A 24,770-nucleotide genomic window follows, 5' to 3' on the forward strand; every position below is an offset into this window, starting at 1 on the left:
TTCTCTCTCGCCCCTCGTGTCGGGTTCGTATGGTCCAGTGTCGGCTACGCCGCCGCCGGGCTACTCCGCGAGGTCGGCGCGGAGCCCCCGCGCCCGCTCGCGGGCGGCGCGGCGCAGCGCGGACACGCACTCCGCGGCGGCGTCCGCCCCGCCCACCAGGCCGCCCTTGGTGACGGCCGGGGTGCCGTCCAGGCCGCCGCCGACCAGCGCGCCGGACACGGCCAGCGGCAGCACCTCGCCGCGCACCTCGAAGGCGCGGGCGCCGACCGCGTCGAGCAGGGCGGCGGTCATCTCGCCGCCCACGACGAACAGCCCGCTGGGCGGGCGCGCGCCGGGCGCGGCGAGCGCGTCGGCCACCACCCGCGCCAGCCGGCGCGGCACCTCGCGGCGCCGCTCCGGCGGCAGTTCGACCACGTCGGCGCCGCGGGCGGCGGTGCGCACCGCGACGGTGCCGGCGCCGGCCAGCAGCGCGGCGAGTTCGCGGGCGCGTTCGGCGGCGTAGCCGGGCTCGGCCAGCCGCCGCACGTCGGCGTCGAGGAAGCGCAGGTCCTCCTCGCGCTCGGCCAGCACCTCGAACTGGCGGCGGACCAGGTCGGTGGCGCTGCCGGAGACGGCGAGCAGCGGGCCGGGCGGGTGCGCGCCGCTGATGCCCAGCTCGGCGGCGAGCAGCGCCCCGAAGGGGCCGGGGTCCACCGCCAGCCAGACGGTGCCGTCGGCGCGGTGGTTGTCGGCGGCGGCGCCCGCCAGTTCGGCCAGGTGCTCGTCGGTGAGGGCGTCGCACAGCACCAGCGGCTCGTCGCCGGCCGCCAGCGCCGCCGCGATCGCGGCGCGGCCCTGGCTGACGCAGCGGATCGGCAGGTGCCGCAGCGGCAGCGGCGTCTGCTCGGCCACGATGTCGGCGACCACGCTGGTGCGCAGCGGGCTGAGCGGGTCCAGCGCCAGCTCGGTGCGCTCCAGCGGCACCCCGTCGAGCAGCTGCACGCCGTCGACGGTGACCCGGCCCGAGGCCGGGAAGGCCGGGGCGAGCAGCGCCCGCACCCGGGTCCCGGCCGGGGCCGCGCCGGCCAGCGCGCGGTAGGCCGCCTCGATCTCGGCGCCGACATTGCCGCGCAGGGTGGTGTCGGTGCGCTTGACGGCCAGCCGCACCGGCCCGACCGCGCGCAGCGCGCCCGCCACCAGCCCGGCCGCCCGCTCCGACGGCAGGTGCCTGCTGTCGGTGTTGACCACCACCACGTCGTAGTCCGGCGCCACCTCGGCGGCGCGCTCGGGCGCGACGGTGACCGCGCGCAGCCCGGCGCGGGCGAAGCGCGCTCCGGTGGCATTGGCCCCGGTGAGATCGTCGGCGAGGACGAGGACCTCGGCCACGGTCAGCCCAGCACCAGCGCGGTGACGGCGAGCAGCGGCAGGCTGCACGCCCACAGCACGGTGGTCATCCCGCTCCACATCTTCATGGCCGCCGCTCCGGACAGCCCGGTGAAGCGGGTGACCACCCAGAAGTAGGAGTCGTTGAAGTAGGAGAAGACGAAGGAGCCCGCGCAGGCCGACAGGGCGGCGACCAGCGGGTTCAGCGCGGACACCTCCACGATCGGCGCGGCCAGGGTGGCGGCGGTGATGATCGCGACGGTGCCCGAGCCCTGGGCGAGGCGGACGAAGGTGGCGATCAGGAAGGGCAACAGGAACAGCGGCAGCGGCCAGGCCGAGACCGCACCCGCCAGCGCGTCGCCGACGCCGGAGTCGCGCAGCACCTGGCCGAAGGCGCCGCCCGCGCCGGTGATGAAGACGATCATGCCGGCGGAGGCCGCGGCGGCGGTGAGCCAGCCGGTGACGGTGGACCGCTTGGTGCCGGCCGGGGGCAGCAGGTAGACCGCGACGAGCAGGCCGATCAGCAGCGCCACCGTCGGCGAGCCGATGAACGCGGCGAACTGCGCGAAGGTGCTCTCGGGGGCGACGGCCTCGCCGATGGTGTTGAGGATGATCAGCACCAGCGGGAGCAGCAGCGGCAGGCCGGCCCGGCCCGCGCCCATGGTGGGGGCGGCCTCGGCCGCCGCCTCGGTGCGCAGCGCGGGGCCGCCCGGCTCGGTGCGGGCCGCGCCCTCGGCGCCGCCGTCCGCCGCGCCGCCGGCGCCCGGCCCGTCCTCGGCGCCGCCGGGGACCAGGCTCGGATCGACCTGGGATTCCAGTCTCGGCCCCATGTAGCGGGCGTAGAGGACCACCACGGGCAGCAGCGGCAGCGAGAAGAGCAGGCCGGCGATGATCATCTGGCCGAGGTCCACGCCGAGCAGGCCGGCCGCGGCCAGCGGGCCCGGGGTGGGCGGCACCAGGTGGTGGGTGACCGACAGGCCGCCGGCCAGCGCCAGCGAGACGAGCACCAGCGGCCGCCCGTACCTGCGGGCCAGCGAGCGGGCCAGCGGGTGCAGGATCACGAAGCCGGAGTCGCAGAAGACCGGCACCGAGACGGCGGCGCCGGTGGCGGTGAGCGCGACGTCCTCGCGCCCCTTGCCGGCCAGCCGGATGAAGAAGCGGGCGAGCGCGTCGGCGGCGCCGGTCTGCTCCATGATCTTGCCGATCATGACGCCGAGGCCGATCACGATGCCGATGCCGCCGAGGGTGTTGCCGAAGCCGGTGCCGATCTGCTCGATCAGCTCGGCGACGGGCACGCCGGCCACCAGGCCGGTCACCACGGCGCCGATCAGCAGCGCGGCGAAGGCGTCCAGCCGCGACCACATGATCAGCACGATCACGGCGGCGACGCCGAGCAGCAGCGCCGCGAGGAGTTGGATATCCATCGTCATCCTTCTGTGCCGCCGCTGCCGGCCCGCACCGTGCCGCCGTCCGCGGGGACGGTGACCAGGGTGCATCGGGGGTCGGAGCGGACCGCCGCGCGGCGGTCCTCGGGCAGCGCGTCGTCGGTGATGAGGGTGTAGGGGACGGGGATGGGCGCCCAGTGGTCGAACGGCGCCGAGGCGCCGCCGGGGGAGCCGCCGACCTTGCTGGAGTCGGCGACGACGACCACGTGCCGGGCGCAGCGGAACTTGGCCTCCTTCAGCGCGGCCAGGTCCGCGCCGGCTGCGTTGACGCCGCGGTCGGGCTCGAAGCCGTCGGCGCCGACGAAGGCGATGTCGACGGTCATCCGGCGCAGCGCCTCGCGGGCGGCCTCGCCCACCACCGCGCCGGTGCGCGGCCGCACCAGCCCGCCGAGCAGCACCAGTTCGACCTCGGGGTCCTCGCGCAGCGCGTCCAGCGCCCCCAGGCCGTTGGTGACGACGGTGAGGCCGGTGCGGCCGCGCAGCCGCTCGGCGATGAGGGTGCTGGTGGAGCCGGCGCCGAGCAGCACCGAGCGGTGCGGAGCGGCGAGTTCGGCCGCCCGGGCCGCGATGGCGCGCTTGGCGGGGGCGTGCCGGCTCCGCTTGTCCTCCCAGGAGCGCTCCGCCGCACTGGCCGGGACCGCGCCGCCGTGGGTGCGCAGCACCCTGCCGTCGCGCTCCAGGTCGGTGAGGTCGCGCCGGACCGTGGACGGGCTGACGTCGAGGGCGGCGGCGAGCTCGGGGACCCGCTGGATCCCCGCCTCGATCGCCTCGATGAGCCGGGCACGGCGCTCTGACATACAGTATCCACCTGGTAGCCGCTCGAAATGAGCATGAAATATGCCGAAGTGCGCTCATTTTGCGCACAGGAGACCGGACATTTCAAGATCGCCGCTTGTTTCGATCAGATCGCGACGGCCGGGCGGGGCAGTGCGGGTCCGGGAGCAGGCGCTAGACCCGCTGCTGCGCAGCCGCCGGACGGCCGCGCAGCGCGAGGCTGGCCACCGCGGCGGCCGCGACCAGCGCGAGCACGTAGCCGACCGTCCCCGGCCAGCCGGCGTGCTGGTAGACGATGCCGCCGATCCAGCCGAACAGGCTCGACCCCAGGTAGTAGCCGAGGGTGTACAGGGCGGCGGCCTGCGCCCGCCAGCGGGCGCGGTGGCCGACCCAGCCCGAGGCGGTGGCGTGCGCGGTGAAGAAGGCGAAGGTGAGCAGCACCAGTCCTGCCACGATCCCGGCGAGCCACGGGAGCAGCAGCAGCGCGGCGCCCGCCGCGACGCCCAGCGCGGCCAGCAGCAGGGCCCGGTGCCGCCCGGTCCATCCGTTGAGCCGCGCGGCCAGCGCGGAGCCCGCGGTGCCGGCCAGGTAGGCGGCGAACAGGAAGGAGACCGCCGTCTGCGAGAGGCCGAAGGGCGGGCCGAGCAGTTCGAAGGAGAGGTAGTTGTAGACGGTCACGAAGCCGCCCATCAGGAACAGGCCCTGCGCGTAGAGGGCCAGCAGGCCCCGGTCGGCCAGGCTCGCGGCCAGCCGCCGGCCCAGCCCCGGGCCCCCGCCGCCCCGCCGCCGGGGCACGAAGCCGCGCGGGCGCGGCAGCAGCACCGCGAAGAGGACCAGCGCCACCAGTCCGAGCAGGCCGTCGGCGGCCACCCCCCACCGCCAGCCGCCCAGGTCGGCGGCTGTCCCGGCCACCAGGCGGCCGAGCATGCCGCCCACCGTGGTGCCGGCGATGTACAGGCCGGCCGCGCGGGGGAAATCGGCCGGGCGCAGCTCCTCGGCCAGGTAGGCGACGGCGACCGCGGGCAGCCCGCCCAGCGCCATGCCCTGCACGGCGCGCAGCGCCAGCAGCTGCCACAGCTCCCCCGCGAAGGGCACCGCCAGCCCCAGCAGGGTGGAGGCGGCGAGCGCGGCGGTCATCACCCGGGCCCGCCCGATCCAGTCGGCCGCCCCGCTCCACGGCACCAGCAGCGCCGACAGGCCGGCGGTGGCGAGGGAGAGCGCGAGCGCGGCGCGGTCGGGCGAGACGGTGTACTCCGCCGCGAGCTGCGGCATCAGCGGCTGCACCGCGTACAGCTGGGCGAAGGTCGCGATCCCGCCGGTCACCAGGGCGGCCACCACGCGCCGGTAGCCCGCACTGCCCCTGGGATGCCCCGACCAGGTCGCCGAGGGTGAGGTCGCCGTCACGATGCGAGCGTAGGAAGCCGGCACCCATACGTCCAATACATGGCAGGGCGTTGACCCATACTGTTCGGTATGGACGAGCTGTCGACCGCTGACGGACTGGACGCGCTGGCGCCGCTGCTGCGGCTGTTCGCGTCGGCCGCCGCGCACGAGCACGTCACCCGGGCCGCCGCCGAACTGGGCCTGCCGCAGCCCACCGTCAGCCGCCGGCTGGAGCGGATGCAGCGCGAACTGGGCGCCACGCTGCTGGAGCGGACCGGCCGGGGCGTGCGGTTGACCCGGGCGGGCGCGCTGCTGCTGCCCCGAGTGCGCCGCGCGCTGGACGAGCTTGAGCTGGGGCTGGCCGAGATCGCGGCGGCCGGCTCGCCCGAGCACGGCCGGGTGGCGCTCGCCTTCCTGCCGACCCTGGGCGCCCAGGTGGTCCCGGCGCTGATCCGCGGCTTCCGGGCCGACCACCCGCGGGTGCGCTTCACCCTGATGCAGGACCCCTCAGCGGTGGTGCTGAGCCGGCTGCGCGAGGGCGCCGTCGACCTGGCGCTCACCTCGCCGCTGCCGTCGGGGCCCGGGCTGCGCTCCCAGGTGCTGCACGTCCAGCCGCTGGTGCTGCTGGTGCCCGAGGACCACCCGCTGGCCGGGCGGCGCTCGGTGGCGCTGGCCGAGGCGGCGGGCGAGTCCTTCGTCGGCTTCAAGCACGGCATCGGCCTGCGCCAGATCACCGACGAGCTGTGCCGCGCGGCCGGCTTCGAACCCGAGCTGGCCTTCGAGGGCGAGGACGCCGACACCGTGCGCGGCCTGGTGGCCGTCGGGCTGGGGGTGGCGGTGCTGCCCCGGCAGCGCCGCCGCCGGCCCGGCACCGCGGCGCTGGCCATCACCGACCCGCCGGCCGCGCGCACGCTCGGCCTGGTGTGGCGGTCCTCGGCGCTCGAACCGGCGGTGGTGGCCGCCTTCCGCGATTTCGTGCTGGCCGAGGGCGCCCGGCTCACCGCCGGGCTGACCTGAGCGGACTCAGCCCGCGCGGCCGGCCGCCTCGGCGGCGCCCGGCGCCACCGCACGGCCCAGCTCGGCGCTGCGCCGGGCCGCCTCGATGACCTCCAGGCCCTGCACCACGTCCCACAGGTCGACCGGGGCGGGCTCGCCCTCGGCGACCGCGTCGCGCACGGCCGCGTAGAAGTGCGGGTAGTCGCCGCGCTCGCTGGGTACCGGGCGCAGCGCTCCGTCGGCGCCGATCCGGCCCCACCTCTCCTCGGGCTCCACCCCCCAGTCGGGCCCGCCGGGCCGCTCCCCCGCCGTCAGCCGGGCCTCCTGGCCGTCCAGGCCGTCGACGGTGTAGGCGGCTCGGTCGCCCAGCACCCGGAAGCGGGGGCCGCCCTGCGCGGCCAGCATGCTCATGGACAGGTGCGAGCGGACGCCGCCGCGGTGGCGCAGCGCCACGAAGGCGTCGTCCTCCACGGCCATGCCCGGGCGGCGGCGGTCCAGCTCGGCGTAGACCGACTCCACCGGGCCGAAGAGGTTCAGCGCCTGGTCGATCAGGTGCGAGCCGAGGTCGAACAGGATGCCGGCGCCGTCGTCCTCGCCGCCGCGCTCGCGCCAGCTGGGGCCCGGCTCGGGGCGCCAGCGCTCGAAGCGCGACTCGAAGCGGACCACCCGCCCCAGTTCGCCCTCGTCGACCAGCCGCCACACGGTGAGGTAGTCGCTGTCCCAGCGGCGGTTCTGGTACGCGGTCAGCATCAGGCCGAGCCGCTGCGCGGTGTCGCGCAGCTCGCGGGCGGCCGCGGCGCTGGTGGCGAAGGGCTTGTCCACCACGGCGGGCAGCCCGGCCGCCAGCGCGGCCGCCGCCAGCGGCGCGTGGGTGCGGTTCGGGGTGGTGATCACCACCAGGTCCACCTCGGCGGCGCGCCGCCACAGCTCCTCCGCGCTCGGCACCACCTCGACGCCCGGGTGGTCGGCGCGGGCGCGGGCCGCGCGGCCCGGATCGCCGGTGACCACGGCGGCCAGCCGCAGCCCCGGGGTGGTGGCGATCAGCGGGGCGTGGAAGACCGAGCCGCCCTTGCCGTACCCGACCAGGGCGACCCGCAGGGCGGCAGCGTCGTCAGAGGAGGTCATGCGCCCATTGTCTCGCGCGGGCCCTCTGCTGCGCCCGGGGGCGCGCGGCGCGGCCCGGTTCCGCTCGGCCGGTCACCGGATGCGACGGTTGGGACACGTTCGGGGAGAGTCGGATGGATCGCGCCCCCCGCACGGTGTTGAATGCCGCCATGGCCACCACCTCACCCTCCCGCCCCGCCAGAGCCGCGGGCCGGCGCCGCTCCACCGCCGCGGCCGCCGCGCTGCTGGTCCTCGCCGGCACGGTCGGCCTGGCCGGCTCCGCCACCGCGACCGCCGACCCGGCCGAGGCCGGCACCGCCGACCTGCGCGCCGACCTCGCCGCCATCCTCGCCGACCCCGCCCTGGCCGCCGCCCGCGCCGGGGTGCTGGTGCGCAGCGCCGAGACCGGCGAGGTGCTGTACGACAACGACGCGTCCAGCGGCTACGTGCCCGCCTCCAACGAGAAGCTGCTGATCGCGGCCGCCGCGCTCGACGTGCTCGGCCCCGACCACACCTTCACCACCTCCGCGCTGGCCGAGTCGGCGCCCCGGCGGGGCCGGGTCGAGGACCTCTACCTGGTCGGCACCGGCGACCCCAGCACCGACGCCGCTGCCTACGGCGAACTGGCCGCGCAGGTGGCCGAGGCCGGGGTGCGGCGGGTGACCGGCGACGTGGTCGCCGACGACAGCTGGTTCGACTCCGTGCGGCTGGGCACCGACTGGGCCTGGGACGACGAGCCGTACTACTACAGCGCGCAGATCTCGGCGCTGACCGTCGCCGCCAACGACGACCTCGACACCGGCGCGATCACCGTGGTGGCCGAGCCGGGCGCGGCCGCCGGCGAACCCGCCCGGGTCGGTACCGACCCGGCGACCGACTACGTCACCGTCACCGGCGAGGTCGCCACCGGCGCGCCCGGCTCCGCGCCCTCCCTGTCCGTCACCCGCGAGCACGGCACCAACACGGTGTCGGTCAGCGGCTCCGTCCCGGCCGGCGGCTCGGCCGCCACCGGCCTGGCCAGCGTCTGGGAGCCCACCGGCTACGCCGCCGAGCTGTTCGCGGACGCGCTGGCCGAGCACGGCGTGCGGGTGGACGGCGAGGTGCGCCGCGGCACCGCCCCCGAGGGCACCGCCGAGCTGGCCGTGCGCGAGTCGGCGCCGCTGTCGGAGCTGCTGCCGTACTTCATGAAGCTGAGCAACAACGGCCACGCCGAGATCCTGGTCAAGGCCATGGGCCGCGAGGTCTCCGGCGAGGGCAGCTGGCCCGCCGGGCTGGCCGCCACCCGCGCCGCCCTGGAGCGCATCGGCATGCCGGTCACCCCGCTCCAGCTCCGCGACGGCTCCGGCCTGTCCCGCGCCAACCTGGTCAGCCCCGAGCAGATCACCGAACTGCTCATCGCCATCGACGCCCAGCCCTGGGCCGAGCACCTGCACGCCTCCCTGCCGGTGGCCGGCGAGGCCGACCGGATGGTCGGCGGCACCCTGCGCAACCGGATGCGCGGCACCGCCGCCGCCGGCAACGTCACCGCCAAGACCGGCACCCTCACCTCGGTCAGCGCCCTGTCCGGCTACGTCACCAGCGCCGACGGCGAGCGCCTGGTCTTCTCCGTGCTGAACAACAACCACATCGGGTTCACCCCCACCGCGATCCAGGACGCCATCGCGGTCCGCCTGGCCGAGTTCTCCCGCACCGAGCCCACCGCCGGCCGCCCGTCCGTCGCCGAACCGTCCCCGCTCCGCGCCACCCGCCCGCTGCCCGGCGTGGACGCCGACTCCGTGGAGTGCAGCTGGATCGGGGCCTGCTGAGCCCGCCCGCACACCGAACGGGCCCGGCGCATCGCGCGCCGGGCCCGTCGTGCTTATGCCAGGCCGCCGCCAATCGCCGAATCCGATTCTGTACGTACTAATTTTGCCGACTGCCGTACAGGTATCACTCCAGTCGCTAAGCTCATCACGTTCCGTTACAGCGATGAGGAGAAACGAGGCTGATGGCTGTAGTTCTGGAGCCGCCGACTTCCGGCTACCGTGAGGACATGGACAAGCGCATCGGGTTCGGCGGCCCTGCCTCTGGCTACGCACTTACAGTGCCGCAGGAGGCGCGTGGGAGGCACTGGGACTCGACAATCCGGACACGGTGGTCGAGTACGTGAACCGGGATGGCGAGATCGTCCTGCGCCCCCGTGTCGCCGTCCATCCCGATGACGCGTGGTTCTGGAGTCCGGAGAGCCAAGCCGCCGAGCAGGCCGCTGAAGAGGACCTTGCCGCCGGTCGATACACGATGTTCGACAACGAGCAGGCCTTCTTCGCCCACCTCAGCAAGCTGGCCAGCGAGAAGCCTGGTGACACCGGGTGAAGTTCGGAACGACGACCATCTTCGACCGGCAGTTCTTTTGACTCACGGACGAACACCGAACCCTGTTCCTGCGTGCCGTTCACGAACACTTTCTCCCCGCACTGAACGCAGGAGCGCTGACGGGTTATCCGCCATGGCCGACGCGGCTTCGCATCCACCGGCTCCACCAACGCGATATCTACACGTTGACGTGGAGCTTCAGCCGCCCTGACGGCAGGGGCCACCTTCCACTTCGAGAAGAGCGAGGAAGGCGAAACCGCCCTGGTCTGGCGTCGGATCGGCGATCACTCGATCTACAGAGACCCCTGACAAGCGCCGGCGGGGACGCCCACCGCCTGGTGACGGCGGGCGTCCCCGTTCCGCGTCCCTATCTCAGGCCGCCGCGGCCGCCGGGGCGGTGGCGCTCTCCAGGGCCACTTCCAGCACCTCTCGGACGTCGCTGACCGGGCGGACGTCGAGTTCGCGCAGGACCTCGGCGGGGACGTCGTCCAGGTCCGGCTCGTTGCGGGCCGGGATGAGGACGGTGGTGATGCCCGCGCGGTGGGCGGCCAGCAGCTTCTGCTTGACGCCGCCGATGGGGAGCACCCGGCCGGTGAGGGAGACCTCGCCGGTCATGGCCACGTCGCCGCGGACCGGGCGGCCCGACAGCAGCGAGGCCAGCGCGGTGGTCATGGTGACGCCGGCGCTCGGGCCGTCCTTGGGCACGGCCCCGGCGGGGACGTGCACGTGGACGCCGCGGTCCTTGAGGTCGGCGACCGGCAGCTCCAGTTCCGCGCCGCGCGAGCGCAGGTAGGAGAGGGCGATGTGCGCCGACTCCTTCATCACGTCGCCCAGCTGGCCGGTGAGGGCGACCCCGGTGGAGCCGGTCTCGGCGTCGGCCAGCGACGCCTCGACGTAGAGGACGTCGCCGCCCGCGCCGGTGACCGCCAGGCCGGTGGCCACGCCCGGGACGGCGGTGCGCTGGCGCGCCTCGGGAAGCGCGGACTCCGGGGTGAACCGGGGGCGGCCGATGTAGTCGCGCAGGTTGCCCGCGTCGACGGTGAGCGGCAGGGTCCGCTCGCCGAGGCCCACGCCCGCCGCGACCTTGCGCAGCACCCGGGCGATCGAGCGCTCCAGCGAGCGCACGCCCGCCTCGCGGGTGTACTCGGCCGCGATCAGCCGCAGCGCGGCGTCGGTGAAGGCGACCTCGTCGGCGCCCAGCCCCGCGGCGTCCAGCTGCCGGGGCAGCAGGTGGTCGCGGGCGATGACGACCTTCTCGTCCTCGGTGTAGCCGTCCAGCTCCACCAGCTCCATCCGGTCCAGCAGCGGTCCCGGGATGGTCTCCAGGGCGTTGGCGGTGGCGAGGAAGACCACGTCGGAGAGGTCGAGTTCGACCTCCAGGTAGTGGTCGCGGAAGGTGTGGTTCTGCGCCGGGTCCAGCACCTCCAGGAGTGCGGCGGTGGGGTCGCCGCGGAAGTCGGCGCCGACCTTGTCGATCTCGTCCAGCAGCACCACCGGGTTCATGGTGCCCGCCTCGCGGATGGCCCGGACGATCCGGCCGGGCTGCGCGCCGACGTAGGTGCGGCGGTGGCCCCGGATCTCGGCCTCGTCGCGGACGCCGCCCAGCGCCACCCGGACGAAGCTGCGGCCCATGGCCCGCGCCACCGACTCGCCCAGCGAGGTCTTGCCCACGCCGGGCGGGCCGACCAGGGCGAGTACGGCGCCGCTGCGGCGGCCGCCGATCACGCCCAGGCCGCGCTCGTTGCGGCGGCGGCGCACCGCCAGGTACTCGACGATGCGCTCCTTGACGTCGTCGAGCCCGGCGTGGTCGGCGTCCAGGACGGCGCGGGCGTCGGCGATGGTGCCGGTGCCGGTGCCGTCGTCGTCGCTGCGCTCGTTCCACGGCATGTCCAGGACGGTGTCCAGCCAGGTGCGGATCCAGCCGGCCTCGGGGCCGTCGGCGTTGCGCTCCAGCTTCTCCGCCTCCTTGACGGCGGCGGCGCGCACCTTCTCGGGCAGATCGGCGGCCTCGATGCGGGCCGCGTAGTCGTCCTCCTCGGCCTCGGGCGTGCCGTCGAGGTCGGCCAGCTCCTTGCGGATCGCGGCCAGCTGGCGGCGGAGCAGGAACTCGCGCTGCTGCCGCTCCACGCCGTCCTGGACGTCCTTGTCGATGGACTCGCTCACGTCCAGCTCGGCGAGGTGCTCCTTGATCCAGCCGACCACCAGCTCCAGCCGCTCGGCGGGGTCCAGCGTCTCCAGCACCCGGATCTTCTGCTCGAAGCTCAGGTAGGGGGCGTAACCGGCATTGTCGGCCAGCAGCGAGGGGTCGTTCTGCTGCGCGACGACGTCGACGATCTGCCAGGCACCGCGCTTGTGCAGGTAGGTGGTGAGCAGGCCCTTGTACTCCCTGGCCAGCTCCTGGGCGTGCTCGCCGGGCGCGGCGGCCGGCGGGACGGTCTCGGCCTCGACCCACAGCGCGGAGCCGGGGCCGGTGGTGCCGCGGCCGATGCGGGCGCGCGCAGTGCCGCGCACCACGACGGCGGGCTCACCGCTCGGGGTGCGGCCGACCTGCTCGATGGTGGCGATCACGCCGGTGCCGATGTAGCTGCCGTCCTTCCGGGGGACCAGCAGCACCTGCGGCTTGCCGGTCGAGCGGATTCCGGGAGCCTTGCTCTGGGGTGCGGCGGCGCGGGCACCGTCGACGGCGGCGCGCACTTCGCCCTCGGAAAGGTCGAGCGGCACGACCATCCCGGGCAGCACCACCGCGTCGTCCAGCGGCAGCACCGGCAGGGTCTGTGTAGACGGGCTCTGGCTCATGGACCCTCCTTGTTGAGTCACTACCACTCAATAAAGGGGAGCCCGGTTTTCTTCCCGGCCAGGTGTTCGCCGGGAGCGTACGCGTGCGGCGCCGCCTCAGGCGTCCTCGCGCGGGCGCAGGGTGCCGATGATGTCCTCGATGACGCCCGGGTCGAGCGCGTCGTCGACGCCGGTGTCGGCGTAGAGGACGAAGTTGTAGACGTCGTCCTCGTTGTCGGGGGCGATGAAGGACACGACGTGCACGACCCCGGTCGGCGGGTCGCAGTCGGTGCCCTCCTGCACCGTGGCCTCGGCGGTGACGTAGTGGCCGGTCAGGCCGTGCTGCTCGAAGGGCTGCGGCTCGCCGACGGTGACCTGCGCCTCGGCGGTGTCGGAGTCGTAGCGGGAGTGCGCCCACAGTTCGGCCACCTGCGGGGCGAACTCGGCGGTGTCGACGGGCTCGCCCGCGCCCTGGGTGCCGGTGGCGGCGCGCTCGCTGCCCTGGCCGCAGAACTCGTAGGCGTAGGCCGCCGTGCCGCTGAAGGCCACCAGCGGCTGGCCGTTCTCGTCCTCGAAGCCGCTGATCAGCGTCGGGGAGTGCACGGTCCAGTGGTGCGACTCCTGGGCCGGCACCTCGTAGACGACCCCGCGCTCCTGGTGGCCCACCACCTGCCAGCCGTTGATCAGCGGGTCGACGCCGGTCTGCGGGGCGGACGACGAGGGCTCGGCCGTCGGCTCGGAGGGCCCGGCGCTCGGCTGCGTGGGCTGCGGGACGGGCGATTCCGAGCCGGCCGGGGGCGCGGCGGAGGAGCCGCCGGCCCGGAAGGCGAAGAAGGCCATGATGAGCGCGATGACCAGCACGCCGATCATGATCGTGAGCAGCAGGGTGGCGCCCGAGACGGTCCGGCGCGGGGGCGGCGGGCCGGGCGGTCCCACCGGGCCCCAGCCGCCTGGTCCGGCCGGCTGCACGCCCCAGCCGCCGCCCTGCGGGGGCGGTGCGTTGTTCCAGGGTTGCTGGGGCCCTGCCCCCTCCGGCCATGTCACGGCCCCGAGCCTAGATGATCTGCGCCGCCACCCCCGGCCGTGCGGCGGGTGCTGGCCCGAAACGGCCATACCCGCCCAAGTCCGGCCGTGTCCGTACCGCCCTGCGCACGGGCGGCGCGACCCGCTACCGCACCAAGCCTGACTGGTAGGCGAAGACCACCAGCTGCGCGCGGTCGCGGGCGTGCAGCTTGACCATGGCGCGGCTCACGTGGGTGCGCGCGGTGGCCGGGCTGAGCACCAGCCGCTCGGCGATCTCGTCATTGGACAGCCCTTCGCCGACCAGGGCCAGCACCTCGCGCTCGCGCTCGGTGAGCCGTCCCAGCTCGGGGTGGGGACGGCTGCGGCGGGCGCGGTCGGCGGTGAAGGAGGCGACCACCCGGCGGGTCACGCTCGGCGACAGCAGCGACTGCCCCTCGGCCACCACCCGGACGGCCTGCAGCACCTCGGCCGGCTCGCTGTCCTTGACCAGGAAGCCCGCCGCGCCGAAGCGCAGCGCGTCGAAGACGTACTCGTCCAGCTCGAAGGTGGTCACCACGATGACGCGGGTGCCGGCCGCCTCGGGGTCGGCGGCGATCTCGCGCAGCGCGGTCAGGCCGTCCTTGCCCGGCATGCGGACGTCCATCAGCACCACGTCGGGCCGCTCGGCGCGCACCAGCGCCACCGCCTCGTCGCCGTCGGCCGCCTCGCCGACCAGCTCGATGTCGTCCTCGCTGTCCAGCAGCACCCGCAGGCCCATCCGGACCAGGCTCTGGTCGTCGGCGATCGCCACCCGGATCATGCGCCGTCCTCAGTGTCGTAGGGGTCGCCCCCGAAGGGCAGCCGGACCGAGACGGCGAAGCCGCCGCCGGGCCGCGGACCGGCCTCGAACCTACCCCCGAGGGACTCGGCCCGCTCGCGCATCCCCAGCAGTCCGTGGCCGCCGGGTGCCGGCGCCTCCCCGGGGCCGGCGTCGCCGGCGGCCGCGCCGGTGTCGGCCACCTCGATCTCGACGGCGCCCGCGTGGTAGGCGACGCGCACCCGCGCGGTGGCCGGGCCGGCGTGCCGCAGCGCGTTGGTCAGCGACTCCTGGACGATGCGGTAGCCGGCGTGGTCGACCATCGCGGGCACCGCGCCGCGCTCGCCCTCGACCTCCAGCCGCACCGCGAGCCCGGCGGCGACGGTGGCGGTGACCAGTTCGGGCAGCCGGTCCAGGCCCGGCAGCGGCCGCCGGTCGTCGTCGGAGGGGTCGGCCGGGCCGCCCCCTCCGGCGCCCTCGACCGGCCGCTCGGGGTCGCGGAAGACGGCGAGGGTGCCGCGCAGCTCCTCCAGCGCCGACTTGCTGGTCGCCTTGATCGCCTCCAGCGCGGGCGCGGCCTGCTCCGGGCGCTTGCCGAGCACGTGCAGGGCGACGCCCGCCTGCATGTTGATGACCGACAGGCTGTGCCCGACCACGTCGTGCACCTCGCGGGCGATCCGCAGCCGCTCCTCGAAGGCGTGCCGCCGCAGCTCGTCGTCGCGCTCCCGGCGGACGGAGTCGCGCCGCATCCGCAGCAGCCGCCCCAGCGACCAGGGCACCAGCAGCCAGGCCACACCCATGGGCAGCGCGAACGGGGCGGCCTCCAGCGCCGCGTCCACGCTCGGGGCGCCCAGCGCGAGCGCGGTCAGCACGGCGGTGACGGCGAGCGCGCACCAGCCGAAGGACTCGCGGGCGGGCAGCCACAGCGCCGTGCTGAACAGGGAGAACAGCAGGAAGAACATGACCGGCCCGAAGGGCAGCACGCCCAGGACGTACACGCCGAGGACCGAGGCGACCGCGATCAGCGAGGCCGTCGGCCAGATCCGGCGCACAGCGAGCGCGGCCGCGGCCAGCACGACCAGGGTGACGGCGAAGCCGACCGGGGCGCCCGCCGGGTGCCACGACAGCATCCCGGCGGTGGCCGCCGAGCCGACCAGGCCGAGCACGGCGGCCAGGCCGAGATCGGCGGGGAGGGCCTGGGACCAGGGCGGGCGTCGCATGGCACCGACCTTAGGCGGCACCGCCGGGCCGCGGCGTCCGACGGGCGGCGTATCCGCCGCTACGCGGCGGCGCGTAGCCGCTGCGACGGAGTGCGGCGAGGCGAAGCCGCCGCTCGGCGGATGTGCGGCCGGGCCGCGCCGAGCAGCATGGACGGCATGGACATCACGACGCTGGCCCAGCCCGCACTCGACACCGCCGACCACTTCGGACCGCCCTGGGGCGGCCCCGGACCCGGGTTCCTGCTCTTCCCGCTGACGCTCGCGCTGATCGCGCTGGCCGTGTGGCTCTTCCGCCGCCGCGGCGGCGGCTTCCGCCCGGCCGGGGCGGCCGCCGAGAACCGGCCCGCCGACCCGGTGTTCAGCGCCCGGCAGATCCTCGCCGAGCGCTACGCCAGGGGCGAGATCGACGACGAGGAGTACCTGACCCGACTCAGCCACCTCGGCGGCTGAGTCCGCCGCGCCGGGGCGCGGCCGAACCGCCACGACCGCACGAGATCCAGGAGCGCAACGACCATGGCCGTGAAGACCCTCCCGACCACCGCCGCGCCGGCGGCGTCCCGCGCGCCGCGGTTCCGGCTGCCGCGCCCGGCGCGGCGCCTGCTCCTCACCCTGCACGTCGGCATCGGCGTCGGCTGGATCGGCCTGGAGGCCGGAGTGCTGACGCTGCTGCTGACCGCGCTGAACACCGGCGACACCGAACTGGCGCGAGCCGCGATGCTCGCGGTCGGCGCGGTCGCCGACCCACTGCTGGTCCCGACGGCGGTGCTCACCTTCGCCACCGGGGTCGTGCTCAGCCTCGGCACCCAGTGGGGGCTGGTCCGCTACTACTGGGTCGCCGTCAAGCTGGTGCTGTCGACCGCCCTGCTGTTCGGCAGCTCGCTGGCGATCAACCCGCGCATCCAGCGGGTCGCGGCCGAGGTGGCGGCGGCCGGGCCGGAGGTGATGCCGGTGTCCGACGCCGTCCTGGTGTCGATGGCGGGCGCCACCGTGGTGCCGGGCCTGCTGGTGATCGCGGCGACGGCGCTGTCGGTGTACAAGCCGTGGGGGCGCACGCCCCTGGGGCGGCGCTGACGCCGGCCGCTCCGGGCCCCCGCCGCCCTCGGGCGGCGGGGCGCTCCCGGTCCAGGACGCGGACGCGTCCGCACCCACCGGTCCCCCGACGCGGGTGGGGTCGTGCGAATCCCGTCAACGTGTTGGCAACAGCGCGCGGCGCGCCCGGATTCCGGCCGGCGGCTGTGCGGTGCGGCACACGGCAGGGCCCGCACGGCGGGCGGTGCGGTGCGCGCGGGTCAGGCGTGGCCGGTGCGCGGCAGCTTCACCACGGTCACGAAGAAGTCGTCGATCTGGCGGACCACCCGGATGAACTGGTCGAAGTCGACCGGCTTGGTGATGTAGGCGCTGGCGTGCAGCCGGTAGCTGCGCAGCACGTCCTCCTCGGCCTCCGAGGTGGTCAGCACCACCACCGGGATGTGCGCCAGGGACTCGTCCGCCTTCACCTCGGCCAGCACCTCCCTGCCGTCCTTCCTGGGCAGGTTGAGGTCGAGCAGGATGAGGTGCGGCCGCGGGGCCTCGGCGTACTCGCCCTGCCTGCGCAGGAAGCGGAGCGCCTCGACGCCGTCGGAGACGGTGTGCAGCCGGTTCCTGACCTTGTGCTCCTCGAAGGCCTCCTTGGTCATCAGGACGTCGCCGGGATCGTCCTCGACGAGCAGTACCTCGATCGGGGTCGCCATGGTCAGCTCACTCACGTGGGATGTCCGCCTCGTCGTCCGGGCCCCGGGCCTTCCCGGCCGGGCCGGCCGGGTCCGCCTGCTCGGCGGCGTCGGCCGACCCTAGCGCGCGGCCTCGGGCGGCGGTGACGGCGGGGTCCCCCGGCCCGGTGGCGGCCGGCAGCGTCCAGCTGATCCGGGTGCCGCCGCCCTCGGGCGGCTCGGCCAGCCAGATGCGGCCGCCGTGGAACTCCACGATCTTCTTGCACAGCGCCAGGCCGATGCCGGTGCCCTCGTAGCGCTCGCGGGTGTGCAGCCGCTGGAAGACGACGAAGATCCGCTCGGCGTACTCGGGCTCGATACCGATTCCGTTGTCCTCGCAGGTCAGCAGCCATTCGTCCCCGCTGCGCCGCGCGGTGACCCGAACCCGCAGCGGTTCCTCGCCGCGGAACTTGACCGCGTTGCCGATGAGGTTGAACAGCAGCTGGGTGAGCAGCCCCGGGTCGCCGTGCACCCGGGGCAGCCCGGTGGCGGTGATCTCGGCGCCCGCCTCCTCGATGGCGGTCTCCAGGCTGCGCACCGCGCCCCGCACGACCGCGTCCAGCTCGACGTCCACGAAGTTCTTGGTGCGTCCGACGCGGGAGAAGGCGAGCAGGTCGTTGATCAGCTTCTGCATCCGCTTGGCGCCCTCGACGGCGAAGGCGATGTAGGAGTCGGCCCGCTCGTCCAGCCGCCCCTCGTAGCGGCGCTGCAGCAGCTGGCAGAAGCTGGCGATCTTGCGCAGCGGCTCCTGCAGGTCGTGCGAGGCGACGTAGGCGAACTGCTCCAGCTCCTCGTTGGAGCGGCGCAGCTCCTCGGCCTGCTCGGCCAGCTTCTTGGACTGCTCCTGGAGCTGGCGGCGGGCGGTGGCGACCGCTTCCAGCTCCGAGACGATCCGCTCGCGCATCGCGTCGACGTCCCGGCCGAGCTGGATGGTCTCGACCGGACCGGTGACGATGATGGTGTGCCCGAAGTCCCCGCCGGCGACCTGCCGGGTCTGCCGGCTCAGCAGCTCGACGGGGTGCAGGATCCAGCGCTGCGCCTGCACCCAGATCAGCAGGGAGAGCACCACGATGCCGATGCCCACGCCGACCAGCAGCGTGATCAGGGTCTGGATCGTGTTCCCGACGGTGGTGGTGGCGTGCCGCTCGGCGTCGTTGAGCGCGAGGCGCAGTTCGGCGATCGCGCCGCGCAGGTCGTCGAAGAGGAAGCGGCCGCGGGCGTCGATGGCCGGGCTGACGGTGCCGGCGCCGAAGCGGTCGACGTGCTCGATGACGACCTGGGCGTAGTCGGCGTGCCAGCGGGCGCTGGAGCGCCGCACCTCGGCGACCAGTTCGGACAGGTGGGGCTCGTCGGCGACGTTGGTCTCCAGGTCGGCGAGGGCGGCCGTCGCCCAGGAGCGGCCCTCGTAGTAGGAGTCGAGGTAGTCGTCGTCCCCGGTGCGGGCGTAGCCCTCGATCCCGGTCGTCTCGGTGAGGAACTGGATCTGCAGCGACTCGGTGCGCACCTGGGCCGGCCCCAGGTCCTCGACCTGGTACAGCACGGCGTCCCTGGCCATCAGGGTGTTGATCGTGATCGCCACGACCGCGCCGACCAGCAGCAGGGCGACGACGATCAGCAGGGCGAGCACCCGGATCCGCAGCGGCCACGGGCGGCGGGCCTTGACGCCGCGCACCACCTGGCGGGCCCGCACGGTGTGCATTACACGGTCCCGCCGAAGGCGATGAGCAGCATCGCGACGTCGTCCTGGAGCGGGCCGCCGTTGTAACGCTCGGCGTCCTCGATGAGCAGGCCGGGCAGTTCGTCCCAGCTGCCGCGCCGCTCGATGGCGCGCTCCAGCAGGCGGTGCAGCCCCGCCACGCCCAGGCGCTCGTTGGCGGCGCCGTCGCGGGCGTCGATCAGGCCGTCGGTGTACAGGAGCAGCAGCGAGCCGGGCGCGAGTTCGGTCTCCAGCACGGCGGTCTCCTCGCCGGGCGCCACGCCCAGCGGCGGTCTGGCCTCGCAGGCCAGTTCGCGGGTGCGGTCGGTGATCACGATCGGCGGCGGATGGCCGAGCAGGCGCAGCCGCAGCCGCCCGGTGGCGATCTCCAGGCTGAGCGCGCACAGGGTGGCGTAGGCCTCGTCCTGGCTGCGCTCGCTGACCAGCACCTTCTCCAGGGTGGTCAGGATCTCCTCCTCGGGCACCCCGGTCATCACCAGTGCCCGCCAGGCGATGCGCAGGCAGACGCCGAGCGCCGCCTCGTCGGGGCCGTGGCCGGAGACGTCGCCGATGATCATGTGGGCGGTGCCGTCGATCTCGACCGCGTCGAAGAAGTCGCCGCCGACCAGGGCGCGCTTGCGGCCGGGCCGGTAGAAGGACTTGTGCCACAGCGCGGAGTTGGCCAGCAGCGGCTGCGGCAGCAGGCCGCGTTCCAGGCGCAGGTTCTCCTGTGCGCGCAGGTCGGCCTCGCGCAGCCGCCGCATGTTCTCGTCGGCGCGCTTGCGCTCCAGGGAGTAGCGCAGGCTGCGCGCGAGGAGGCCGCCGTCGACCTGGCCCTTGACCAGGTAGTCCTGCGCGCCCGCCGCCACCGCCGCCGCGCCCTGGTGCTCGTCGGCGATACCGGTGAAGACGAGGACGGCGGCGTCCCTGCCCTGGTCGAGCACCTGGTCGAGCACTGCCGAGCCGCTGGCGTCGGGCAGGTTGAGGTCGAGCAGCACGCAGCCGCGGAAGCCGCTGAGGTACTCCCGGGCGGCGTGCAGGGTGCGCACCCAGTTGATGCGGACCGGCAGGCCGGTCTCCTTCAGCAGCTCCTCGACGATGACGGCGTCGCCCTCGTCATCCTCGATCAGCAGCAGGTCGATGGTGTCGGAAGCACCCTGGGGCCGCGCGGCGTCCGACGGCCGGGCCGGGTGCGGCCCGCCGTCCGATCGGGAAACTCCGGGAAGGTCGCCGGGCGTCTCTTCGAATTCCACAGATCGCCTTCGTGATGGCCGCCTAATATTTGACTTCGCGCAAATATAGGGGGATTGATCAACATTCCGCCAGTCGGTACGGCTTGTTACCGGCGGGTCGGGTCGTCGGGCCCTCGCGGCGATCGCCGATCGCGCCGCGAGGCGGAGAGGGCGCCGCTCAGGCACCGGTGGCTGGGCTCCTGACCACAGGGTACGCAATACACCGCCGCAAACGGCGCAGGCGCCGGGCGGGCCGCCGGAATCCGGCGCGCCGCCCGGACGCGGGCGCGCGGTGGCCCGGAGCCGCCGGGCGTCCCGGCCCGGCGCGGCCGGAGCGCCGCCCGCGGTGCCCGCGAAGCGCACCCGGCGGCCGTACGGCCCGACGCGCAACGGGGGTCCGGCGTTGTCGCGGTCAGCGGATCCGTTGATCGTCTTCCGGAGTTTTCGGCCGTATTCACCATTGCCTCCCGTCCCGACCGGCGGGGAAATCGGGACGCCGGGGACGCAATCAACAAAGGCGTGCGCGGTAGGAGCGTATTTCCCCTTCTTTACCACGGCCCGGCCGCCCCGCCCGGCCGCGCCGGTGTCCCGTTCCGGCCGTCCGGCGCGGACTTTCACGACGAATCGTCACCAAAGCCTTGACGTGCCGCCGCCCTGATCACGACACTATGTCAGCAAGAGCCGTCCGTACGGAGGGGACCCATGGACACCTCGCGTGAGCAGCACCGCCCCGACGGCGCCGGCGGCAGCGCGGCCGAGCCCTTCTCGGCGCGGCTGCGCGCCGCCACCTGGGACCGCCACGCCGAGGCCGAGCGCGACGGCTACCTCACCGCGCTGATGGCCGGCCGGGTGTCGCGCGGCGGCTACGCCGAGATGGTCGCCCAGCACTACTTCGCCTACGCCGAACTGGAGCGGGTCGGCCGCTTGCTGGCCGCCCACCCGGTGGCCGCCCCGTTCGTCCGGCCCGAGCTGGAACGGGTGCCCGCCCTCGAACGCGACCTGGAGTTCCTGTACGGCCCCGGCTGGCGGGCGCGCGTCGCCCCCTCGGCGGCGACCGGGCGCTACGTGCGGCGGCTGGGCGAGATGGCCGACTGGCCGGCCGGCTTCGTCGCCCACCACTACACCCGCTACATCGGCGACCTCTCCGGCGGCCAGTTCATCCGCCGCTTCGTCTCCCGCCACTACGGCTTCCCCGGCGACGACGGCACCGCCTTCTACGTCTTCGACGCGCTGGGCAGCCTGCCCCGCTTCAAGGACCGCTACCGCGCCGCCCTGGACGGCCTCGCCGTCGGCGAGGAGGAGCGCGCCCGTGTCGTCGCCGAGACGGTTACCGCCTACCGGCTCAACATCGAGGTGCTGGCCGAACTGGGCCGCAGCCGCGAGATCGACCGGGTGGCGTGACCCCCGTCCGGCCGTGGGCGCCGCCGCCGGCCGCCGCGCGAAGCGCCCCGGCGGGCCGCCCCTCCGTGCGACCATAGGGCCATGCCCAAGATCTCGGCCGCCACCATCGCCGAACACCGCGCCCAGACCCGCGACCGCATCCTCGACGCGGTCGCGGAGCTGACGCGGCGGCAGGGCATCGACGAGATCTCCATGACCGATGTCGCGGCCACCGCCGGCATCACCCGCACCGCGCTGTACAACTACTTCCCGGACAAGGCGGCGCTGCTGCTCGCCTTCACCGAGCAGGTCACCCGAATCTTCCTCAGCCGCTACCGCGAGGAGCTGCCCGAGGGGGCGTCGGCCGCCCGGCGGCTGGCGGTCTTCGTCCGGCTCCAGCTGGAAGGGCTGCTGGCCCATCCGCACCCCGGGGCGGCCGAACTCGGCGCCTCGCTGGGTCCCGACGCCTACCAGCGGCTGGCCGAGCACGTCGCGCCGATGCAGCGGCTGCTCGGCGGCATCCTGGCCGACGGCATCGCGGCCGGCGAGTTCCAGCCCGCGGACGGCGCCGGCACCGCCGACACGGCCGCCACCGCCCGGCTGGTGCTGGCCGCCATCGGCGCGCAGCGCTCGCCGCTGCTGCGCGGCGAACTCGACCTCGACGCGGCCGCCCGCCCGGTCACCTCCTTCGTGCTCCGCGGCCTCGGCGTGCCCGCCGAGGAACTGGCGCGGCTGGACGCCTGAGCCGCCGACCGCACGCCGCAATGGCCTGATCCGGCCAGCCGCGCGCCGCCGTGCGTGCCGCCCCGGTGGCGAGGAACAATCGGCGCTGGCGCCCTCCCCCGTGCGCCCCGAGCCCGCCCCCGAAGGGACCGCGAACATGTGGTCGCTGCTCTTGCTGCTGTCCGGGACCGCCTGCGTCTGGTACGGCTGGAGCCGTCCGCGCCCAAGCGGCGCCAGACCGCGCCCCCGCCCGGCCGGCCCCGGCCGGGTCGCGACACCCCCGGTCCGACTGACCGAGGCCGGACGCGCCACCCTGGTCACCGTCGGCGGCAGCTTCCTGATCATCGCGGTGTTCACCGCCCTGTCGGGCGTGTGAGCCGGCCGCCGCGCGGGTGCGGCGGCCGGGCGGTGGCTGGTGCTGCGTGGCGGCGGGCCACCACGGACGTCCGGGCGTGCCCGGTGGACGCGCCGGGGCGGTGGCGGTGGGACCACCGCGGCGCTGCGGCGGCGCGGGTACGTGCGGATCCGGCGGACCGGGTGGCCGCTAGGTCGCCGCGCCGCCCGTGGCCGGGGCGCGCAGCGCGCGCACCGCGGCCCAGCCCACCGCGCCGCCGCCCAGGGCGAGCACCGCGGCGGCGGCGAGGCCGGTGAGCCGGCGGCGGCGGTGCCGCAGTTCGGCCATCTCGACGGCCACGGCCCGCTCGGCCGGGGTGAACGGCCCGCCGCAGTAGCTCGGGTCGAGTTCGAGCGCCCGCCAGCGCGGCGTCCAGTGCCGCAGCGCCGGCCGGCCGTCGAGCACGCGCGGATGGGAGCCGTCCAGCTCCTGCTCGGCACCGCGGCCCCGCCAGGCGGCCGACAGCGGCCCGCGCTCCTTGACGCGCCCGCTCGGCGGCGGGCCGGTCAGCTGCCGGGGCGTCGGCCCGGCGTAGTGCAGGCTGCGCGGGGCGTTGCCGATCAGCTCGGCGAGCAGCTGCGCGCAGGCGCGCGCGTCGCCGAGGGCGGTGTGCTGGCCGGTGGGCCAGTGCGCGGTGAGCGCGTGGGTGGCCTGCGCCAGGGAGTAACGCGGCAGGTCCAGCTGGGAGCGGACCGCGCGCAGTGTGCACAGCCCCGGCAGCTCGCCCGGCAGGCCCTCGGGGGCGAACTGCGCCGCCAGGAAGCTCTCCTCGAACTCCAGCTTGTGCCCCACCAGCACGGCGCCCGACAGCAGCTCGGTGAGGTCGCCGGCGATGTCTCGCACGCTCGGCGCGGCGGCGACGTCGCCGTCGGTGATGCCGTGGAACGCGGTGCCCAGCACCGGGACGCCCGGGTCGACCAGAGTGGCGTACTCGCGCTGGACGGTGCCGTCGCCGTGCATCCGGACCACCGCGATCTCGCAGACCCGCGCGCCTTCGGCCGGATCGAGGCCGGTCGTCTCGACGTCGATCACGGCGTAGTCCAGCCGGCGAGGGTCGGCACCGCCGCGCGCCCGGGTGAGGCGCCCGTAGTTGATCAAGTTCGTCCTCGGTCTCAAGTTCGCTGGCCCGTGGCGGAGCGCCGCCGCACGGCGGCCGTTCCAGCCTACGGGCCGCGGCACGCGCGAGCGGACCCGACGCCACTGACCGAGGCGGTGGGCCTTCGACCGGATCGCCTTCTGCGCCTCAGCCGCGCCCCGCGGTCCACCGCCCGGCTCCGTCACTCCATGCGGCCCGGCGCGCTACACCAGCTCACAAGGCGGCTCGGCGGCTACACTTTCCCCGCCCATCGATGGAACCCGGGGAGTCCACTTGCCCAGCACCCTCGTCTCGCAGCTTCCGCACGCCCCCCTGGCGGAGGTCGTCCGCGACGGCTTCGTGGAGAGCATCCACTACGGTTCGCTGATCGCGCTCGCCCCTGACGGTTCGGTCGCCCGCAGCAGAGGGCCGGTGGACGCCCCGATGCTGCCGCGCTCCTCCGTCAAGCCGGTGCAGGCGCTCGCGTCGCTGCGCGCAGGGGCGCGGCTGGACGGGCCGGCGCTGGCGATCGCCACCGGCAGCCACCGCGGCGAGGACTTCCATGTGCAGATGGCCGAGGAGGTGCTGGCCTCGGCCAAGCTGGACGCGGGCGCGCTGCAGTGCCCGCCGAGCTGGCCCGGCGACCCCGACACCCGCACCGCCCTGCTGCGGTCGGGCGCGGGACCGGCCCGGATCCGGATGAACTGCTCGGGCAAGCACGCCGGGATGCTGGCGGCGTGCGTGGCGGCCGGCTGGCCCACCGAGAGCTACCGCGAGCCCGGCCACCCGCTGCAGCGGCTGGTCCGCGCCACCCTGGAGGAGTTCGCCGGTGAGCGGGTCGCGCACACCACCGTCGACGGCTGCGGCGCGCCGCTGTTCGGCATCAGCCTGGCCGGGCTGGCGCGCTCGGTGCAGGCGCTGGTGCTGGCCGCGCCGGGCAGCCTGGAGAACCGCGTGGTGAGCGCGATGCGCGCGCACCCGGAGTACGTCGGCGGCAGCCGCGACCCCAACACCGCGCTGATGCGGGCGCTGCCCGGTGTGGTGGCCAAGGGCGGCGCCGAGGGCGTGCTGGTGGTGGCCACCGCGCAGGGCCACACCGTGGCGGTCAAGGCCATCGACGGCCAGCACCGCGGCAATGCGGTGGCGGCACTGGCCGCGCTGGCGCGGCTCGGCGTCGACGTGGCGCCCGCGGCCGAGGTGGCGCGGGTGCCGGTGCTGGGCGGCGGGGAGCCGGTGGGCGCGGTCCGCCCGGTGCTCGACTGACCGGGGCGGCCGCCCCGGCGGAGGCGGTG

At 75.1% G+C, this 24,770-nt stretch carries 22 protein-coding genes; 9 read left to right on the forward strand and 13 right to left on the reverse strand.

The genetic code is table 11. From position 1 onward, the window contains the following. Window positions 1-60: 60 nt before the first annotated feature. From CLV72_RS27215 to CLV72_RS27230, 4 genes are all read right to left on the reverse strand, one after another. Complete coding sequence (locus CLV72_RS27215; protein WP_106252031.1) at window positions 61-1,365, reverse strand: four-carbon acid sugar kinase family protein; 1,305 nt, start codon at window positions 1,363-1,365, stop codon at window positions 61-63. Between the two features lie 2 nt (window positions 1,366-1,367). After that, window positions 1,368-2,786 (reverse strand): GntP family permease, encoded by a 1,419-nt coding sequence (locus tag CLV72_RS27220; RefSeq protein ID WP_106252034.1) that lies wholly within the window; start codon window positions 2,784-2,786, stop codon window positions 1,368-1,370. 2 nt (window positions 2,787-2,788) lie between these two features. Beyond that, complete coding sequence (locus CLV72_RS27225; RefSeq protein ID WP_106252037.1) at window positions 2,789-3,604, reverse strand: DeoR/GlpR family DNA-binding transcription regulator; 816 nt, start codon at window positions 3,602-3,604, stop codon at window positions 2,789-2,791. 151 nt (window positions 3,605-3,755) lie between these two features. Then, complete coding sequence (locus CLV72_RS27230; protein WP_106252039.1) at window positions 3,756-4,985, reverse strand: MFS transporter; 1,230 nt, start codon at window positions 4,983-4,985, stop codon at window positions 3,756-3,758. A 69-nt stretch (window positions 4,986-5,054) separates the two neighbouring features. Between CLV72_RS27230 and CLV72_RS27235 the strand changes: the two genes are divergently transcribed. Then, on the forward strand, window positions 5,055-5,981 hold the full coding sequence (locus CLV72_RS27235; RefSeq protein ID WP_106252040.1) for a LysR family transcriptional regulator: 927 nt from the start codon (window positions 5,055-5,057) through the stop codon (window positions 5,979-5,981). A gap of 6 nt (window positions 5,982-5,987) precedes the next feature. On the opposite strand, the gene CLV72_RS27240 is transcribed toward CLV72_RS27235, so the two are convergent. Further along, complete coding sequence (locus tag CLV72_RS27240; RefSeq protein WP_106252041.1) at window positions 5,988-7,085, reverse strand: Gfo/Idh/MocA family oxidoreductase; 1,098 nt, start codon at window positions 7,083-7,085, stop codon at window positions 5,988-5,990. 149 nt (window positions 7,086-7,234) lie between these two features. Here CLV72_RS27240 and dacB point away from each other — a divergent pair, with 149 nt between their 5' ends. Further along, on the forward strand, window positions 7,235-8,869 hold the full coding sequence (gene dacB / locus CLV72_RS27245; RefSeq protein ID WP_106252042.1) for a D-alanyl-D-alanine carboxypeptidase/D-alanyl-D-alanine endopeptidase: 1,635 nt from the start codon (window positions 7,235-7,237) through the stop codon (window positions 8,867-8,869). Between the two features lie 328 nt (window positions 8,870-9,197). After that, on the forward strand, window positions 9,198-9,416 hold the full coding sequence (locus CLV72_RS33450; RefSeq protein ID WP_245930472.1) for a hypothetical protein: 219 nt from the start codon (window positions 9,198-9,200) through the stop codon (window positions 9,414-9,416). 372 nt (window positions 9,417-9,788) lie between these two features. Here CLV72_RS33450 and lon read toward each other — a convergent pair whose 3' ends face one another. The 4 genes from lon to CLV72_RS27275 form a co-directional block, all read right to left on the reverse strand. Beyond that, a complete protein-coding gene (gene lon, locus CLV72_RS27260; protein WP_106252043.1) occupies window positions 9,789-12,212 on the reverse strand; it encodes an endopeptidase La in 2,424 nt (807 codons plus the stop codon). A gap of 96 nt (window positions 12,213-12,308) precedes the next feature. Continuing rightward, the gene (locus CLV72_RS27265) at window positions 12,309-13,235 is read right to left on the reverse strand and encodes a DUF8017 domain-containing protein (RefSeq protein ID WP_146159582.1); all 927 of its coding nucleotides are present in this window, start codon (window positions 13,233-13,235) and stop codon (window positions 12,309-12,311) included. Window positions 13,236-13,359: 124 nt separating this feature from the next. Continuing rightward, window positions 13,360-14,013 (reverse strand): response regulator transcription factor, encoded by a 654-nt coding sequence (locus CLV72_RS27270; RefSeq protein WP_106252045.1) that lies wholly within the window; start codon window positions 14,011-14,013, stop codon window positions 13,360-13,362. Beyond that, the gene (locus tag CLV72_RS27275) at window positions 14,010-15,230 is read right to left on the reverse strand and encodes a sensor histidine kinase (protein ID WP_106252046.1); all 1,221 of its coding nucleotides are present in this window, start codon (window positions 15,228-15,230) and stop codon (window positions 14,010-14,012) included. Before CLV72_RS27275 ends, CLV72_RS27270 begins: the two co-directional genes overlap by 4 nt. Before the next feature lie 156 nt (window positions 15,231-15,386). On the opposite strand from CLV72_RS27275, the gene CLV72_RS27280 reads away from it, so the two are divergent. Both CLV72_RS27280 and CLV72_RS27285 read left to right on the forward strand, forming a co-directional pair. After that, window positions 15,387-15,680, forward strand: a complete 294-nt coding sequence (locus CLV72_RS27280; protein WP_146159583.1) for an SHOCT domain-containing protein — start codon at window positions 15,387-15,389, stop codon at window positions 15,678-15,680. A 63-nt stretch (window positions 15,681-15,743) separates the two neighbouring features. Next, window positions 15,744-16,301, forward strand: a complete 558-nt coding sequence (locus tag CLV72_RS27285; RefSeq protein ID WP_106252047.1) for a DUF2269 domain-containing protein — start codon at window positions 15,744-15,746, stop codon at window positions 16,299-16,301. Window positions 16,302-16,519: 218 nt separating this feature from the next. Here the strand turns inward: CLV72_RS27285 and CLV72_RS27290 are convergent, their stop codons facing one another. Genes CLV72_RS27290 through CLV72_RS27300 form a run of 3 tightly spaced genes read right to left on the reverse strand, consistent with a single transcriptional unit; the run spans window position 16,520 to window position 19,927 of the window. Next, entirely contained in the window at window positions 16,520-16,960 is a 441-nt protein-coding gene (locus CLV72_RS27290; RefSeq protein WP_106252291.1) for a response regulator, read from the reverse strand. Window positions 16,961-16,967: 7 nt separating this feature from the next. Then, window positions 16,968-18,668, reverse strand: coding sequence for a sensor histidine kinase (locus CLV72_RS27295; protein WP_170141133.1), 1,701 nt, complete (start codon window positions 18,666-18,668; stop codon window positions 16,968-16,970). A gap of 8 nt (window positions 18,669-18,676) precedes the next feature. Further along, window positions 18,677-19,927, reverse strand: a complete 1,251-nt coding sequence (locus CLV72_RS27300) for a PP2C family protein-serine/threonine phosphatase (RefSeq protein WP_106252049.1) — start codon at window positions 19,925-19,927, stop codon at window positions 18,677-18,679. Window positions 19,928-20,608: 681 nt separating this feature from the next. On the opposite strand from CLV72_RS27300, the gene CLV72_RS27305 reads away from it, so the two are divergent. The 3 genes from CLV72_RS27305 (at window position 20,609) to CLV72_RS27315 (ending at window position 22,385) form a co-directional block, all read left to right on the forward strand. Continuing rightward, window positions 20,609-21,307, forward strand: a complete 699-nt coding sequence (locus CLV72_RS27305; protein WP_106252050.1) for a biliverdin-producing heme oxygenase — start codon at window positions 20,609-20,611, stop codon at window positions 21,305-21,307. An 81-nt stretch (window positions 21,308-21,388) separates the two neighbouring features. Then, entirely contained in the window at window positions 21,389-22,030 is a 642-nt protein-coding gene (locus CLV72_RS27310) for a TetR/AcrR family transcriptional regulator (protein WP_106252051.1), read from the forward strand. A 136-nt stretch (window positions 22,031-22,166) separates the two neighbouring features. After that, window positions 22,167-22,385: a hypothetical protein gene (locus tag CLV72_RS27315; RefSeq protein ID WP_146159584.1), complete on the forward strand. Its 219-nt coding sequence runs from the start codon at window positions 22,167-22,169 to the stop codon at window positions 22,383-22,385. A 168-nt stretch (window positions 22,386-22,553) separates the two neighbouring features. Here CLV72_RS27315 and CLV72_RS27320 read toward each other — a convergent pair whose 3' ends face one another. Beyond that, window positions 22,554-23,501 (reverse strand): 3'-5' exonuclease, encoded by a 948-nt coding sequence (locus tag CLV72_RS27320; protein ID WP_245930473.1) that lies wholly within the window; start codon window positions 23,499-23,501, stop codon window positions 22,554-22,556. 271 nt (window positions 23,502-23,772) lie between these two features. Between CLV72_RS27320 and CLV72_RS27325 the strand changes: the two genes are divergently transcribed. Beyond that, window positions 23,773-24,741, forward strand: coding sequence for an asparaginase (locus tag CLV72_RS27325; protein ID WP_106252054.1), 969 nt, complete (start codon window positions 23,773-23,775; stop codon window positions 24,739-24,741). The last annotated feature ends 29 nt before the right edge of the window (window positions 24,742-24,770 follow it).

Origin of the sequence: Allonocardiopsis opalescens, from assembly GCF_003002095.1 — a bacterium.
In the GTDB taxonomy this organism is placed as follows: domain Bacteria; phylum Actinomycetota; class Actinomycetes; order Streptosporangiales; family Streptosporangiaceae; genus Allonocardiopsis; species Allonocardiopsis opalescens.